At 61.3% G+C, this 16,230-nt stretch carries 12 protein-coding genes; 9 read left to right on the forward strand and 3 right to left on the reverse strand.

The features are described 5' to 3' along the window. The first annotated feature begins 404 nt into the window (after positions 1-404). The 5 genes from AAHA41_RS19715 (at position 405) to xseA (ending at position 6,006) form a co-directional block, all read left to right on the forward strand. Entirely contained in the window at positions 405-2,291 is a 1,887-nt protein-coding gene (locus AAHA41_RS19715) for a potassium transporter Kup (RefSeq protein ID WP_323069078.1), read from the forward strand. Positions 2,292-2,561: 270 nt separating this feature from the next. Next, positions 2,562-3,326, forward strand: a complete 765-nt coding sequence (locus AAHA41_RS19720) for an energy transducer TonB (RefSeq protein WP_323069076.1) — start codon at positions 2,562-2,564, stop codon at positions 3,324-3,326. Positions 3,327-3,328: 2 nt separating this feature from the next. Continuing rightward, complete coding sequence (locus AAHA41_RS19725) at positions 3,329-4,081, forward strand: MotA/TolQ/ExbB proton channel family protein (protein ID WP_323063009.1); 753 nt, start codon at positions 3,329-3,331, stop codon at positions 4,079-4,081. Continuing rightward, the gene (locus tag AAHA41_RS19730) at positions 4,081-4,503 is read left to right on the forward strand and encodes a biopolymer transporter ExbD (protein WP_323069075.1); all 423 of its coding nucleotides are present in this window, start codon (positions 4,081-4,083) and stop codon (positions 4,501-4,503) included. The genes AAHA41_RS19725 and AAHA41_RS19730 overlap by 1 nt, the downstream gene beginning before the upstream one ends. Before the next feature lie 123 nt (positions 4,504-4,626). After that, entirely contained in the window at positions 4,627-6,006 is a 1,380-nt protein-coding gene (gene xseA / locus AAHA41_RS19735) for an exodeoxyribonuclease VII large subunit (protein WP_323069074.1), read from the forward strand. 128 nt (positions 6,007-6,134) lie between these two features. Here the strand turns inward: xseA and AAHA41_RS19740 are convergent, their stop codons facing one another. After that, positions 6,135-6,854, reverse strand: a complete 720-nt coding sequence (locus AAHA41_RS19740; RefSeq protein ID WP_005337027.1) for a GntR family transcriptional regulator — start codon at positions 6,852-6,854, stop codon at positions 6,135-6,137. A 247-nt stretch (positions 6,855-7,101) separates the two neighbouring features. On the opposite strand from AAHA41_RS19740, the gene mngA reads away from it, so the two are divergent. Then, the gene (gene mngA / locus AAHA41_RS19745; RefSeq protein WP_323069072.1) at positions 7,102-9,060 is read left to right on the forward strand and encodes a PTS 2-O-a-mannosyl-D-glycerate transporter subunit IIABC; all 1,959 of its coding nucleotides are present in this window, start codon (positions 7,102-7,104) and stop codon (positions 9,058-9,060) included. Positions 9,061-9,146: 86 nt separating this feature from the next. Beyond that, positions 9,147-11,801: a mannosylglycerate hydrolase gene (mngB, locus tag AAHA41_RS19750; protein ID WP_323069070.1), complete on the forward strand. Its 2,655-nt coding sequence runs from the start codon at positions 9,147-9,149 to the stop codon at positions 11,799-11,801. Between the two features lie 168 nt (positions 11,802-11,969). Here the strand turns inward: mngB and AAHA41_RS19755 are convergent, their stop codons facing one another. Together AAHA41_RS19755 and AAHA41_RS19760 are read right to left on the reverse strand one after the other, a co-directional pair. Then, the gene (locus tag AAHA41_RS19755) at positions 11,970-12,959 is read right to left on the reverse strand and encodes a D-alanine--D-alanine ligase (protein WP_041207509.1); all 990 of its coding nucleotides are present in this window, start codon (positions 12,957-12,959) and stop codon (positions 11,970-11,972) included. A 203-nt stretch (positions 12,960-13,162) separates the two neighbouring features. Continuing rightward, positions 13,163-13,771: a 2OG-Fe(II) oxygenase gene (locus tag AAHA41_RS19760; protein WP_041207508.1), complete on the reverse strand. Its 609-nt coding sequence runs from the start codon at positions 13,769-13,771 to the stop codon at positions 13,163-13,165. Positions 13,772-14,115: 344 nt separating this feature from the next. Here AAHA41_RS19760 and AAHA41_RS19765 point away from each other — a divergent pair, with 344 nt between their 5' ends. Beyond that, a complete protein-coding gene (locus AAHA41_RS19765; RefSeq protein WP_041207507.1) occupies positions 14,116-14,592 on the forward strand; it encodes a glutathione peroxidase in 477 nt (158 codons plus the stop codon). Between the two features lie 160 nt (positions 14,593-14,752). Then, complete coding sequence (locus AAHA41_RS19770) at positions 14,753-16,135, forward strand: DEAD/DEAH box helicase (protein WP_185227017.1); 1,383 nt, start codon at positions 14,753-14,755, stop codon at positions 16,133-16,135. The last annotated feature ends 95 nt before the right edge of the window (positions 16,136-16,230 follow it).

Genomic DNA, 16,230 nt, shown 5'->3' on the forward strand with positions numbered 1-16,230 from the left:
AAAACCGCCATTTCGGGGCAAAAGAGTTGGCAAAGTGGTGTTTTATGCAACCTGCGACTCTGCCATACGCCCCTCTCAGCGCGGTCAGAATGGATCCCATTCCCCCTGTCAAAACCACCCGAACAGTGCCGCCAAATAGCTTATTTTTTCACCACTTTTCCCGGTAAAAACAGCCGCAATCCAGAGCGAAAATCACCGATTCGGAGAGGCAGTCACATCCCCGTTATTGCCACACTATTGCCACACTTCGGAGGCATAAAACTGCACTGTTGCACCAACGAAACGTTGTCTGCCTTGGTGGTTTCACTGGTGCAAAAATTGCCCGTTTTCGTGCCGGCAAGTGCTTTCCCGATAATCCTGTTCCTTTGCATCCGACTCTTGCGTATCATGACTAACACGCTGAATTGAAATGGAATTTCATGATGAGTCGACAGCTTTACCAAGGACGGGCGGCGATCACGCTGGCAGCGCTCGGGGTCGTCTACGGCGATCTGGGCACCAGCCCGCTCTATGCCCTCAAGGAGTGCTTTGCCGGCCACATCGGCTTGCAGCCGGGCCCGCAGGAGGTTCTCTCCCTCATCTCCCTCTTCTTCTGGACCATCATGGTGGTGGTCTCGTTCAAATATGTGCTGCTGGTGCTGAGTGCCGACGACAAGGGCGAAGGGGGTGTGCTGACCCTCGCCTCGCTGGCATCGCGCCGCCTCTCGCCCCGCGCCCGTGCTATCGCCATGCTGCTTGGCCTGGTCGGGGTGGGACTTTTTGCCGGGGATGCGGTGATCACTCCCGCCATCTCGGTACTGTCCGCCGTCGAGGGGCTGGAGGTGATCGCCCCGGATCTCGCCCCCTTTGTGCTCCCAGTGACCCTGATCGTGCTGGTCATTCTCTTTGGCGCCCAACATTACGGCACAGCGGGGATAGGCCAGTTGTTCGGCCCCATCATGCTGCTCTGGTTTGGCGTGCTGGCCCTGCTGGGAGCCATCGAGATCATCCAGAATCCGGTCATTCTGCAGGCCATCAATCCGCTTTATGCCATTGATTTTATTGTCGAGCGACCCGGTGTTGCTTTCATTACCCTGGGCGCCGTGGTGCTCTGCGTGACGGGCACGGAGGCGCTCTACGCCGACATGGGTCACTTTGGCCGCGGTGCCATCCGGCTGGCGTGGGGCTCGCTGGTGATGCCGGCCCTGCTGCTCAACTATTTCGGTCAAGGCGCGTTGCTGCTGCGCAATCCCGCCGCCGTCGAGAACCCCTTCTACCTGCTCGCCCCCTCCTGGCTCACCCTGCCACTGCTGGTGCTGGCCACCATGGCGACCGTCATCGCCTCGCAGGCGGTTATCTCCGGCACCTACTCGGTGGTGCGTCAGGCGATCCTGCTCGGCTATCTGCCGCGTCAGGAGATCCGCCACACCTCCGAGCGGGAGATTGGCCAGATCTACCTGCCGCTGGTGAACTGGTTGCTGCTGGCGGGAATTGTCATCGTGATCCTCTGGTTCCAGACCTCCAGCAATCTGGCCGCCGCCTACGGTATCGCCGTCACCGGTACCATGGTGCTCACTACCCTGCTGCTGATGGTGGTAGCCGCCACGCGCTGGAAGTGGCCACGCTGGCTGATTGCGCTGGTGTGCGCGCCGCTGCTGCTGGTAGACGCCACCTTCTTTGCCGCCAACAGCACCAAGCTGCTGGCGGGCGGCTGGCTTCCCATTCTGTTTGCCCTGCTCGCCATTCTGGTGATGACTACCTGGAAGCGGGGGCGCGAGCTGGTGCTCGACAAACTGGAGAACAAGTCGTTTGCCCTGACCCGCTTTGTCGACAACATGCTTGAGCACCCGCCGCTGCGGGTGCCGGGTACAGCCGTGTTCTTGTCGCGCTCGGAGCAGGTGGTGCCCCACGCCATGCTGCACAATCTCAAACACAACAAGATCCTGCATGAACGGATCATTTTCCTCACCGTTCGCATCAAGGATGAACCCTGGCTCGCCTTTAGCGAACGGGTCCAACTCAAACAGCTCGGGGATGGTTTTTGGCAAGTGGTGGCCCATTTTGGCTACAAGGAGACCCCCGACATGGAGGAGATCTTTCAAGCCTGTGCCCAGCACGACCTTAAAGTCGCCATGAGCCAGACTTCCTTCTTCCTTTCGCACGAAAATCTGGTCAGCACCGATATTCCGGGCATGGCCCGCTGGCGCGAGGGGCTGTTTGTCTGGATGAATCGCAACGCCCTCAAGGCGACCGATTTCTTCCATATTCCGGCCAACCGGGTGGTGGAGCTGGGGGTATTGCTGGAGCTTTGACACGGCACCATCGGCATCATCAGGAACAGAATCAAAAGCCCTCTTGTAACAGGCAGCAGGCTGACAAGAGGGCTTTTAACACCGACGAAGCGCCGCATTGAGCGTCAATCATTCTGCCTCTCATCAAGCCAAACCGATTAAAACGCGATTGATAATAGTTATTGTTTGCTGACTATCGAGTGAGGCAAGCTAGCGGCCTTTACGCCGGGTCGGGCGTCTCATAACTTGCCATTTGAGTATCAATATGACGTTCAGGAAGGGAATCAGGTCATGGCGTCCAGCTATCTAGGATCGGAGCCAATCTCGCTGCCAATGGATAGTGCTATCGGGCCTGCCAAGCTTATCTGTCTGGCCATGGCCATTGTGCTGCACTCTGCCATCTTCTGGTTTGCCTATGATCACTCTCCCGCACCTGTTGCCCAGCCCCTGCAGATCACCCTCTCCGCTCGCTGGGCTGGTGAAAGCACGACTGCCAAACAACCGGCCAGAAAGGCAGCGCCAACCGCGAAACCTGCGGCGAAGCAGGTTCGGCCTGCCTCCCCCAAAAAGGCGTTAAACAAGAAGGTCAGCAAACCGATCGTCAAACCGGTTGCCCATGCAGCCGCCAAACCGGCTGGATCAGCGGTCAGCCATCAATCGCAAACGCCTTCCGCGATGCCCGTGAGCCCGCTCACCGACAACAGTTCGAATACAGGCAGCAGCCACTCCACAGCTCCGACAGGCAGCGGCAGCCAACACGCCACCACTGGCAGCAGCGCCCCCATTGCGCGAGATCCCTCCCTGCACAATCCCGAGCCCCCCTACCCCTACGAGTCGCGCAGTCGGGGGGAAGAGGGTCGGGTCATCCTCAAGGTACGGGTCAACGCCGATGGCACGGCAAGCTCGGTGGAGATCGATCAGAGCAGCGGGTATTACCGACTCGACAGAGAGGCGCGCCGCACCGTCAGCCGCTGGCGCTTTATTCCCGGCAAACAGAACAACGTGGCCATCGCGGCCTGGGCAAGAGTCACCATCATTTTTCAGATAAGGGGTTAACCATGGATCCGGAGATTGCCAACAACGGGATGGGGCTCGCCCATCTGCTCACGCAAAACAGCGGCGTTGGCCTGTTGCCATTTGTGCTGCTGGTACTGATGTCGCTCGGCACCTGTTACTTTGCTCTGCTCAAGCTCTGGTTTGCCTGGCGCGAGCGACGCCTTGGCAAACAGTTTGTCGAGCAGTTCTGGCAACACGAGAACGTGCAACAGATGGAGCAGCGACTGGCCAAAGAGATCCCGCAAGACGCCTATAGCCGCTTGACCAATGCGGCGCTGATAGCCATCGGCCAGCTGGAACGAGCCGATGCCCGCCCCCGCTCACTGGGTCTGGGATCCCCTGACGAGTATCTGCTGCGCGCCCTGCGTCAGGGGCTCGCTCAGGAGAAGATACGGCTGGAGCAGGGGCTCGCCTTTCTCGCCTCGGTGGGATCTGCTGCCCCCTTTATCGGACTGTTTGGCACCGTCTGGGGCATCTATCACGCCCTGCTTGCCATCGGCGCCGCCGGCCAAAGCAGTCTCGACAAGGTAGCCGGCCCGGTTGGCGAGGCACTGATCATGACCGGCTTTGGTCTGGCTGTCGCCCTGCCCGCCGTGCTGGTCTACAACTTCTTCGTGCGACGCAACCGCCTGAAAATGGCTGAGCTGGATGCCTTTGCCCACGACCTGTTTGCCCTGCTGCTGACCGGTTTTGAACCGGCTGCCAGCAATGTCACCCGCCTTGCCCGGCGCTCAGCCAAAACGGGAGGCCAATAATGGCATTCGGTTCCCTGCCCGGCGATGAGGATGAGCAGCCCCTCAGCGAAATCAACATGATCCCGATGATCGACGTGATGCTGGTGCTGCTTATCGTCTTTATGATCACCGCCCCCCTGCTCACCAATGCGGTCAAACTCGATCTGCCCAAGGCGAGCAGCCAGCTCAATCAGCTCAAACCGGAGGAGATCACCCTCTCCATCGACAGCGCGGGCAAAACCTACTGGAACGAGCAGGAGGTGGATGAAGCGGCGCTGCTGGCCCGCATGGAGAGCGCCAGCAAAGCTCCCGGCGAGTTACCCGAGATCCAGCTGCGCATCGACCGACGGGTCGAATATGGCACCATCGCCAACGTCATGGCAGCGGCGTCTCGCCACGGCCTGCACAAGATCGCGTTTGTCAGCCAGCCACAAAACGAATGAAAGCCCTGCAAGGGCGATATCGGGTGCTCGGGCCGATAGAGGCTCGGCACCTGCCCCGTGCTGGGGTAAGATAGCGGCCATCGTTTTATCCCGGCCCCACCGGGGCAGACCACAGGTACGCCATTGAACCGATTTACCTCATCCAGTGCGGCGAACAGCCGCGAGCAGCAGGTCTTTACCGTCACCCGCCTCAACAGCGCCGTGCGCATGATCCTGGAGCAGGATCTGGGGCTGGTGTGGCTGACCGGCGAACTCTCCAATCTGGCGATGCCAAGTTCCGGCCACTGGTACTTCTCCCTCAAGGACATGTCGGCGCAGGTGCGCTGCGCCATGTTCAAGGGCAACAACCGGCGGGTGGCCTTCCGCCCGCAGGATGGCATGCAGGTGCTGGTGCAGGCGAGGGTCTCCCTCTATGAGCCGCGCGGCGACTACCAGCTGATCATCGAGTCGATGCAGCCGGCGGGCGATGGCGTATTGGCCCTGCGTTTTGAAGAGCTCAAGCGCCGCCTCGGCGCCGAGGGGCTGTTTGACGAAAGCCGCAAGCGGCCGCTGCCCCGTGAACCGCGAGCGGTGGGCCTTGTCACCTCCGCCACCGGCGCCGCCCTGCACGATATGCTGACGGTGCTTAAACGGCGCGCGCCGGATCTGCCGGTCTTTATCTACCCGACTCAGGTTCAGGGGAGCGCCGCCATCAGCCAGATCGTCGCGGCGATCGCCAAAGCGAACCAGCGCGCCGAGGTGGATGTGCTGATCGTCGGGCGCGGCGGCGGCTCGCTCGAAGATCTCTGGTGCTTCAACGAAGAGGCGGTGGCGCGCGCCATTGCCCATTCTGCCATACCAGTGGTGAGCGCGGTGGGTCACGAGGTGGATGTCACCATCAGCGACTTTGCCGCCGACTTGCGTGCCCCTACCCCATCGGCCGCCGCCGAGCTGGTGGCGCCGGATCAGAGCGCCCGTGCCCAGCGTCTCGTTCACCTCAAGCAGCGACTGCTGCAGGCGATGAGCCGCCAGCAGACCGCCGCCCGCCACGATTTCATCCTGCTGCAAAAGCGGCTCGACCATCAGGATCCAAAACGGCGGCTGGAGCAACAGTCCCAGCGCCTCGACGAGCTCTCCACCCGTTTGCAGCAGCTATTGCGCCAGCGGCTGCATCAGGGAGAGCGGCGCCTCACCAACCTTGAGCTGCGCCTGCAGGGCAAGAGTCCGGAGCGCCTCTTGGCAGTTGGCAAGCGTCGCCACCAGTTGGCCGAGGAGCGGCTCTATGCCCTGATTGCCAAGCGCCAGGACCTTGCCAGTCACCGCCTCGCCATGCTCACCGCCCGCCTCGACGGGGTGAGCCCGCTCGCTACTCTCGGTCGCGGCTACTCCATCACCCGCACTGCGCGTGGCGAAGTCATTAGCCGCGCCGATCAGGTCAACAGTGGCGACCAGCTCATCACCACCCTGGCGCAAGGGAGCCTGCAGGTGCGGGTCGAGGGGATCGTCAAGGACTCTGCGCAGTAGATCGGCTGACTCAAACAACCAGCCAACAGGCTATCCAGCCCGGCTGTTGGCCCGTTAATCAACCAAACAAAAAGGCCACCACCGCAAACAGGGTGGTGGCCTTTTTTATCTCGGGTGCTGCCGCCCGCTCACCCCTTGGCGCGGCGGGCGACCAGGGTGAACTTGTAGTCATCGCTCTTGAAGAAGTTGCGACTGAACTCGAACACGGTGCCATCTTGCAAGAAGCCACGGGAAACCTTCTCGATAATGGGCTTGGCAGGATCGATACCGAGCGCCTCCACTACCTGCGCCGAGGGGAGCACCGGAATGATCTCCTGCTCGCTGCGGTCGATCACCAGCTGCTTCACCTCTTCGATGTAGTGGTACTTCGAGCCCTGCATCACCGCGTAGCTGAGATCGGGGAAGAGAGCGAGCGGCATCCAGGTCTCCTCCAGCGTTACCGCGATCTGGCGAATAAAGCGCACCCGTTTGACGTAATAGACCAGCGCCCCTTCCAGCAGATTGAGCCGCTCGGCCAACTCACTACTCGCCTTGATCACCTCGAAGGCGAGAATGTCGCTGTGGGTCTCGGCCGCCGGATCGGTCACCTTCTCATAGAGACTGGTGAGCTGATAGATGTCGTAGTTCACCTTCTCCTGCCGCACATAGCTACCGCTGCCCTGAATACTCTCGATGACGTTGAGTTCGGTCAGCTGCTTGAGAGCCTGACGCACCGTCACCCGGCTCACCCCGAACTGCTCGCGCAGCTCGGCTTCGGTGGGCAAGGCATCGCCGGGGGCCAGCTCCCCTTGCGCAATCCACTGCTGGATGGTGTCGGCTATCTGGCGATACATGGGTTTTTTCGACACGAAAGGCCACCTCGTCGGCTCTGCGCCATGATAAATGGAAGTGGCGCCATTCTACCCCAGTTGCCCGGCAGACAAAACGGCTCGGCCTCATTTGACCTAACAAATCACCTCGACCAAATAATACAAAAACAATACAAATAACAGATTGTATGATACCACTCACAAAAATCAGTCGGCCGGTTTGTTAGCATCGCTGTCACTTTCACCATGACGGCTTGCTGGCAAGCCAACCTGACAGAGGATCATCATGAATCTGACCAGTCTTACCGGCCCCCATCTCATCACGCTGCAAACCCGGTTTGCCGATCGGGATGCGGCCATTCATGCCCTGGCTGATCGGCTCGATCAGGCCGGCAAGCTGCACGACAAGGCCGCCTTTCTGGCCGCGGTCATGGCCCGCGAGGCGCAGGGCCCCACCGCCCTTGGCGAAGGGCTGGCAGTGCCCCACGGCAAGTGCGATGCGGTGCGTGAAGCCGCCTTTGCCGTCGCCACCCTGAGCGAGGAGCTGGGCTGGGAGGGGATCGACGGCCCCGAGCCGGTCAACCTGATCTTCATGCTGGCGATCCCGACCGATCAGGCAGGCTCCACCCATATGCAGCTGCTCACCACCCTCACCACCGCCCTGGTGGATGACGATACCCGCGAGGCGGTGCTGGCGGCCCAAAGTGCCGAGCAGCTGATGGCGCTACTCGATGGCGAAGGGGATAGCGGTAAGCAACCAGCAAAAGAAGACAACTTAGATACAAATCAACCTGCTGTGGTCTGTGTCACTGCCTGCCCGGCGGGGATCGCCCACACCTATATGGCTGCCGAGTATCTGGAAAAAGCGGGGCGCAAGCTGGGCATTCGGGTACTGGTCGAGAAGCAGGGTGCCAATGGCATCGAGGATCGCCTGCCGCAAGAGGCGCTCGATGCTGCGGTAGCCTGCATCTTCGCCGCCGAGGTGGCCATCAAGGAGCAGGAGCGTTTCGCCGGTATCCCCCGGATCGAGACACCGGTGGCCGAGCCCATCCGCCATGCCGAGCGGATCCTGAATGAGGCGCTGGAAGCGGCCAAGGCCGGTCGCACCGCACCGACGCCCAACCCCAACCCCAGCCCCAACCAGAGCGACGCGCCAACCGGCAAGAAGGTGGGCCTCAAGACCGAGCTCAAGCAGGCGCTGCTGAGCGGCATCTCCTTTGCCGTGCCGCTGATTGTGGCGGGCGGTACCGTGCTCGCCGTCTCTGTGCTGCTGGCCCAGATCTTCGGCCTGCAACATCTGTTTGATACCGAGAACTCCTGGCTCTGGATGTACCGCAAGCTGGGCGGTGGCATGCTGGGCACCCTGATGGTGCCGGTGCTGGCGGCCTATACCGCCTACTCGCTGGCGGACAAACCGGCGCTGGGCCCGGGCTTTGCGGCGGGACTGGCTGCCAACATGATTGGCTCCGGTTTCCTCGGTGGCGTGGTCGGTGGCCTGATCGCCGGTTATCTGATGCGCTGGGTCAAGCAGCATGTGCGCCTTAGCCCCAACTTCAACGGCTTTCTCACCTTTTACCTCTATCCGGTGATCGGCACCCTGGTGGCGGGCAGCCTGATGCTGTTTGTCATCGGCCAGCCGGTGGCCTGGCTCAACAACAGCCTCACCGAATGGCTCAACGGCCTCTCCGGCACCAATGCGCTGGTACTGGGCGCCCTGCTCGGCTTTATGTGCTCGTTTGACCTGGGCGGCCCGGTCAACAAGGCGGCCTACGCCTTCTGCCTCGGCGCCATGGCCAACGGGGTCTACGGCCCCTACGCCATCTTCGGTGCCGTCAAGATGGTCTCGGCCTTTACCGTCACCGCCTCCACCCTGCTGGCGCCACGCCTGTTCCAGACCTTCGAGATCGAGACCGGCAAGTCGACCTGGCTGCTGGGGCTGGCGGGGATCACCGAGGGCGCCATTCCGATGGCCATCGAAGATCCAATCCGGGTGATCGGCTCCTTCCTCGCAGGCTCGGTGGTCACCGGCGCCATGGTGGGAGCCATGGGGATTGGTCTCTCCACCCCGGGAGCCGGCATCTTCTCCCTCTTTCTGCTCCACGATGGCGGCCACGGTGCCCTGATGGCTGCCGCCGTCTGGCTCGGTGCAGCGCTGGTGGGCACCCTTATCTCCACTGTGGTGCTGATCGGCTGGCGCCGTCACGCCATGCAGCGCGGCACCTATCAGGTGGTCGCCGCAGAGTAAGGCTCATCTTCACCACCGTTTTTTCAACAGACTATTTTTCCGCACGGCAGGCAAGGGCCGCCGTGCGTCAGCAAAGGATCATTGTCATGACAGTTTCACGAGTTCACATCACGCCACACATGCACTGGGATCGGGAGTGGTACTTCACCACCGAGGAGTCCCGCATCCTGCTGGTCAACAACATGGCGGAGATCCTGGCGCGGCTTGAATCCGACCCCGACTACAAGTTCTATGTGCTGGACGGCCAGACCGCGGTGCTGGAGGATTACTTCGCCATCCAGCCCGAGAACAAGGCCCGGGTGAAGGCGCTGGTGGAAGCGGGCAAACTCATCATCGGCCCCTGGTACACCCAGACCGACACCATGCAGGTGAGCGGCGAGTCCATCCTGCGCAACCTGCTCTACGGGATGCGCGACTGCCTTAGCCTTGGCGAGCCGATGAAGATCGGTTACCTGCCCGACTCGTTCGGCATGTCCTCCCAGCTGCCCCACATCTTCAACGGCTTCGGGATTGACCGTGCCATGTTCTGGCGCGGCTGCTCCGAGCGCCACGGTACCGACAAAACCGAGTTCCTCTGGCAGAGCAACGATGGCAGCGAGGTGACCGCCCAGGTGCTACCGCTTGGCTACGCCATCGGCAAGTACCTGCCGGAAGATGAAGCGGGCCTGCGCAAGCGGCTCGAATCCTACTTCGAGGTGCTGGAGAAGGCCTCGGTGACCCAGGATATCCTGCTGCCCAACGGCCACGACCAGATGCCGCTGCAGCAGAACATCTTCGCCATCATCGACAAGCTGCGCGAAATCTACCCCCAGCGTGAATTCCACATGAGCCGCTTCGAGCAGGTCTTCGAGCGCATCGAGACGTGCCGTGACCAGCTGGCCACCCTCAAGGGGGAGTTCAACGACGGCAAATACATGCGAGTACACCGCACCATCTCCTCCACCCGGATGGACATCAAGCTGGCCCACGCCGCCATCGAGAACAAGATCGTCAACATCCTCGAGCCGCTGGCGAGCATCGCCTGGGCGCTTGGCTTTGAGTACCACCACGGACTTCTGGAGAAGATGTGGAAGGAGATCATGAAGAACCACGCCCATGACAGCATCGGCTGCTGCTGCAGCGACAAGGTGCATCAGGAGGTGATGACCCGCTTCATTCTGGCCGACGACATGGCCGAGAACCTGATCCGCTTCTACATGCGCAAGATTGTCGACAACATGCCAGTGGCTCTCTGTGAAGACGGGGTACAGGTGGCCGACAAGCTCTGCCTGTTCAACCTGATGCCCTTCCCCCGTCAGGAGGTGATCAACACCAGCATCCGCATTCGCGCCCAATCCTTTGCCCTGCGCGATGAAGCGGGCCAGCCGATCCCCTACTTCATCCGCGCCAAGCGCGAGATTGACCCGGGTCTGGTGGACAGACAGATCGTGCACTACGGCAACTATGACCCCTTTATGGAGTACGACATCCAGCTCTGCCATCCCCTGCCGGCCATGGGTTACTGCACTCTCCATATCGAGGGTAACCAGCCGGGACTGGAGCAGCCGGTGACGGCCAGCGGCGAGCTGCTGGAGAACGATTTTTATCGCATCGCCCTCAATGACAACGGCACCCTGCAGATCCTGGACAAGCTGCGCGGCACCACCTTTGATCAGGTGCTCACGCTGGAAGAGGGTTCCGATGATGGTGACGAGTATGACTACTCGCCGTCGCGGGACGAGTGGCTGCGCTACTCCACCGAGTTTGCGGTGACCCGCAAGGTCACCCATCAGGCGTGGCAGAGCATCGCCACGCTCAAACTGCGCATGGCCTTGCCGGCCAACCTCGCCGAGCGGGCCAGCCGCCAGTGCAGCGGTCACCTCGATGTCACCTGCCGCATCACGCTGGCGCATCAGAGCCCGCGCATCGACATCGAACTGGAGCTCGACAATCAGGCCGACGATCACAGAGTGCGGGTGCTGATCCCCACCCCCTTCCCGAGCGACACAGTGGTCTCCGACAACCAGTTTGGCTGCATCATCCGCCCCACCCGCGACAGCGCCATGGCTAACTGGGAAGCTGAAGGTTGGAAAGAGGCCCCCATTCCGGTCTGGCAGCTGATGAACTTCGTCGCCCTGCAAGATGGCAAGCAGGGGCTGGCGGTGCTGAGTGACGGTCTGCGCGAGTTTGAAGTGATCGGCGAGCAGTGCGACACCCTGGCGCTCACCCTGCTGCGCGGGGTCGGCGTGCTCGGTAAAGAGGAGCTGCTGCTGCGCCCGGGCCGCCCCTCCGGCATCAAGCTGCCGACCCCGGACTCCCAGGTGCGTGGCAAACTCAGCTGCCGTTTCAGCCTGCTGGCGTTTGCTGACGATCACATCAGCGCCAACGTGATGCAGGCGGCGCGTAGCTACCTCACCCCGGTGCGCTGCTACAACAAGATCCCGTTCGATGCCATGAAGCTCAACAAGGCGAGCTTCACCACTCCGCTCCACTTCAGTCTGCTCACCATGGATCCCTCCGGTCCGGTGCTAAGTGCCCTGAAAAAAGCCGAGGATGAAGAGGCGCTGGTGATCCGGGTCTACAACCCGAGCGAGCAGGCTGTGTTGAAGGGTGGCAAAGTGAGCTGCGAACACGCCCTGAGCAACTGGCAAGCGGTGCGGATGGACGAGCAGCCCCTGCCCCTTGAGCTGGCTGCTGGCGAGTTTGGCGAACTGGCGCCCTGCCACTCCCGCAGCGTGCGCTTTCGGGTGGCTCGCGGCTAACCGCCGGTAACACCCACAGGTAGCAACAGGTGAGGGAGGCGCATCCCCTCCCCGCCTGCTTATCCCTCAGGCAGGCCTATCCCGCTTGATAAAGACATAAAAAAATCCCCGCCAATTGGCGGGGATTTTTATTGGGTTCTGCTTCATCCCGCGAGCGGGAGAGCGCGCTTAGCTGGCCTTGCGCAGGATCTGCTCAAGGTAGCGAGCGAAGTCGTGACCGTGATGCTCCAGCAGTTTCGGGAACATGGAGATGGAGGTCATGCCCGGGAAGGTGTTGATCTCGTTGAGCAGGATCTCGCCCTCCTCGGTCAGGAAGAAGTCGATACGCGAGAGGTGAGTCAGTTTCAGCTGACGGAACGCCTTGAGGGCATACTCGTGAATGGCGTCAGCCTGCGCCTCGGTCAGCCCCTCGGCACGCAGTGCAGTCTCGGTATGGCTGGCGCTGCTGTATTTCTCTTCATAGGTGTAGAACTTGTCCTGCGGCACGCAGATCTCGCCCGGATAGGTGGCCACCAGCTCGTCACCGTACTGGTAAACCGCCACTTCCAGCTCGCGCGGCTTGACCGCTTTCTCGATCAGAACCTGCTCGGAGTAACCGAAGGCATCGGCAATGCCCTTCACCAGATCCGCTTCGTTGCTGGCGGAGTAGCAGCCAACGGAAGAGCCCTGGGAGGCGGCCTTGATAAAGACCTTGCCCCACTTGGCCAGCGCCGCTTTCGCCTCAGCCAGAGCCGCATCGCCCTGTTCGGTCAGGAACAGGTAAGGGGTGTTGGGGATACCGATGGCGGAGAGCCACAGCTTGGTGGTGATCTTGTTGAAGCAGATCTTGCTCGCTTCGGCGTCGCAGCCCAGATAGGGCAGGCCAGCCAGCTCGAGGAAGGATTGCAGATCGCCGGTCTCGCCCGGGTAACCGTGGATGCAGGGCACCACGTAGTCTACCGGACGGGCCACGCTGTCAAACGAGAGCAGCTTGTCCAGCCCCAGTTTGCACTCGCGACCATCGGCACTGAGCCAGCGGTCGGCAAACATCTCGACGCGGGTCACTTCGACGCCGGGCAGGAGAGCGAGTTGTTTTTCGAGGAAATTGGCGCTGCGCAGAGAGACTTCGTGCTCGGAGCCACCGCCGCCGCACAGCAGCAAGACATGCATGTTCTTCATTAGATGTGATCCCTTGGGAGAAGCGGCTTCGTCATGACCATTCAAAAACCACCGCATTCAAAACCGGACGAAGCCAGATACGAACATAAGTGCGCGCCAGTGTAGCAAGGGAGACAAACCCTTGTCAGCTGATGGCTGCCCTGCCAGCCACATCTTGCGGTGAAAAAGGGCACCCTGTGTCAAAAACCGCGCAGCCCCATGGGTCAGCGAGGGGGATCGACCCGTCCCATGCCGCTGCCATTGACGCGAAACCAGCCGGCAATGCTGTAACGCTCCTGATTGGCGGGCAGCACTTCGTGGGGAAACTCTTCGGAGAGGAAGATCACCAGCCGCCCCCCTTTGGGGCTCACATCCATCAAGAACTGCTCGTCGTTGTCATAAAAGCGCAGGACGCCGCCCGCTTCGGGTTGCCAGTCGTTATTGAGGTAGAACACCGTCGTCAGGCGACGGTTGGAGCGACCGGCAAAGGCATCGCGATGGGTCGCGTAGAAGTCGCCACAGCGATAACGGGCAAAATGTGCCTCGTAGTCGAACAATCCCAGCATCAGCATCCGGTTGGCTGCCAGACGCAGCGCCTCCATGCGGGCGAGATAATCGGCGACCGGCGCACCGAGCGATGGCTCCAGCCAGTGGATCTGGTCGCGGCGGATCTCGCTGTTGCCTTGATGGAGCCCTTCACGACCGATCCCGGCCGGTTGCCACTCCTCTGGCAGACACCCTTTGAGGGCATCCACCTCGGCGGCAGTTAAAAAATCGTCCACTATCACCCAACCTCGGGTATAGATGGCATCCATGACGGCTTGATAGTCCAAGATTGACTCGCAACATGTGGAAAAGAGAGCGCTTTTTAGCGGCTTCCCGCTAAAGGCACAAACCGGTTTGCTTCTCTTGAGAAGTCCCACCATCAATACCCGATTTGGCAGGTAGCGCCCCCCTTTTTCCGGGCCGATTGTGATCCTGCCCTCACCCGGTGCGTAATGGAGGGGAAAAGTGTGAGCCGCCCCCCATTGCATCGGTGCCCGTTAACGTAACACCTTGCCGTTAAAAGAGCCAAGCGATACCGTAACGACCATGGGAATAACCCCCTTTCCTCCTGCAAGCACACTGTGCAACTTATGTGCAATCAACGACATGCAATCAACAAAAGGATGATGTGATGCCTCTGCCCGACCTGACGCTGCAACAACTGGATGGCACCCCCTACCCGCTCGCCCAACTGGCCGGCAAGGTGATCCTGGTGGTCAATGTGGCCAGCCGCTGCGGCTTTACCCCCCAATATGAGGGGCTGGAAGCCCTCTATCGCGAGCTGGGGCCCGAGGGGCTGGAGATCCTGGGCTTTCCCTGCAACCAGTTCGGTCAGCAGGAGCCGGGGGATGCCGAGGAGATCGCCCGTTTCTGCTCCCTCGACTACCCGGTCACCTTCCCCATCATGGCCAAGTGCGATGTCAACGGCGAGCAGGCCCACCCGCTCTATCAGTGGCTCAAGAAGGAGAAACCGGGGCTGCTGGGGCTGGAAAACGTCAAGTGGAACTTCACCAAGTTCCTGATCGACCGTGACGGCAACGTGGTGGAGCGGTTTGCTCCCACCACCAAGCCGGAGAGTCTGGTCGCCCCCATCCGCGACCTGCTCTGATTGCTTTTTGCGGCACATAAAGAGCGGCCGGTGCGACAGCTACTGCGCACCGGCCGCTCTTTTGCTATATTACGCCCCCGTTATCATTTCCATATCGTGGCTGGCGCCCGCGCCGGTCATCCGCTGAGCCAAAGGCTCACCAGAGGAGTTTCTCTCGAACATGTCATTCAACGAACTGGGTCTCTCCCCGCACATCCTGCGGGCCGTCAAGGAGCTGGGTTACGAACAGCCAACCCCCATCCAGCAGCAAGCCATTCCGGCTATTCTGGCTGGTCAGGATGTCCTCGGCGGAGCCCAGACAGGCACAGGCAAGACAGCCGGTTTCACCCTGCCCATGCTGCAGCTGCTGCTGGCCAACCATGGCCGCGGTCGCCGTCAGGTGCGCGCCCTGGTACTGACACCGACCCGCGAACTGGCCGCCCAGGTGGGCGAGAGCATCATCAAATATGCCCACCACCTGCCGTTTCGTACCCTGATCGCCTACGGTGGCGTCAGCATCAAGCCCAATCTGGATGCCATCAAGCTCGGTATCGACATTCTGGTGGCCACCCCGGGCCGTCTGCTGGATCTGCTGACCCAGGGCGCATTAACCCTGAGCGAGCTGGAAGTGCTGGTGCTGGATGAAGCGGATCGCATGCTCGACATGGGCTTCATCGTCGACATTCGCCGCATCATGAAGGCACTGCCCGCCAAACGGCAGAGCCTCCTCTTCTCCGCCACCTTCTCCAGTGAAATCAAGGCACTGGCGGATGATCTGCTGAACGACCCCACCCTGATCGAGGTCGATCCCAGCAACACGGCGGCCGAACAGGTGACCCAGCGCATCATTCAGGTCGATCGGGAGCGCCGCCGCGAGCTGCTCTCTCACATGATTGGCCGTGGCAACTGGCAGCGGGTGCTGGTGTTTGTCCGCACCAAGCAGATCGCCGATCGCCTCGCGCATCAGATGCAGAAAGATGGTCTCGACACAGTCGCCATTCACGGTGACAAGAGTCAGGGGGCCCGCAACCGGGCGCTGGCCGATTTTCGCGAAGGCAAGGTGCGGGTGCTGGTGGCAACCGATATCGCCGCCCGTGGCCTGGACATCGATCAGCTGCCCCACGTGATCAACTTCGAGCTGCCGCAGATGGCGGAGGATTACATCCACCGTATCGGCCGTACTGGCCGTGCCGGTCGCGGTGGCGAAGCCATCTCGCTGGTCAGCCATGATGAATTGGGTCAGCTCAAGGCGATCGAAGCCCTGATCGGTCAATCTCTCTCCGTGGAGATCCTCGAAGGGTATGAGCCGAGCGGCAAACCAAGCCGCCAGACCCTGCCCGGCAGCAAGCCGGTGCAGAACCCGCCGCGCGCCCGTGGCGCAGCCAATGCCAAGGGTGGCAAGGGCAAACCGGCAGCAGGCAAGGGCAAAGCCAAAGGCGATACCGCCAAGAAGCCTGCCCCGGCCCGCAAACGGGAAGTGGTGGGTGAGGATGTCGGGTTTACCCCGATGCGCCGCCTGCCAAGGGCCCAGCGCGACAGCTATCAGGATAGCGACGACGAGTAATTCGTCCCGTACCTACGCCAGACTGGTTGGCCAAGCAGCTGATTGACCAGACAAAGGGAGCCTCGTCGGCTCCCTTTGTGCTTTTGGCGATCGGG

It is taken from the genome of Aeromonas sp. SER, from assembly GCF_038739615.1.
Taxonomy (GTDB): Bacteria; Pseudomonadota; Gammaproteobacteria; order Enterobacterales; family Aeromonadaceae; genus Aeromonas; species Aeromonas jandaei.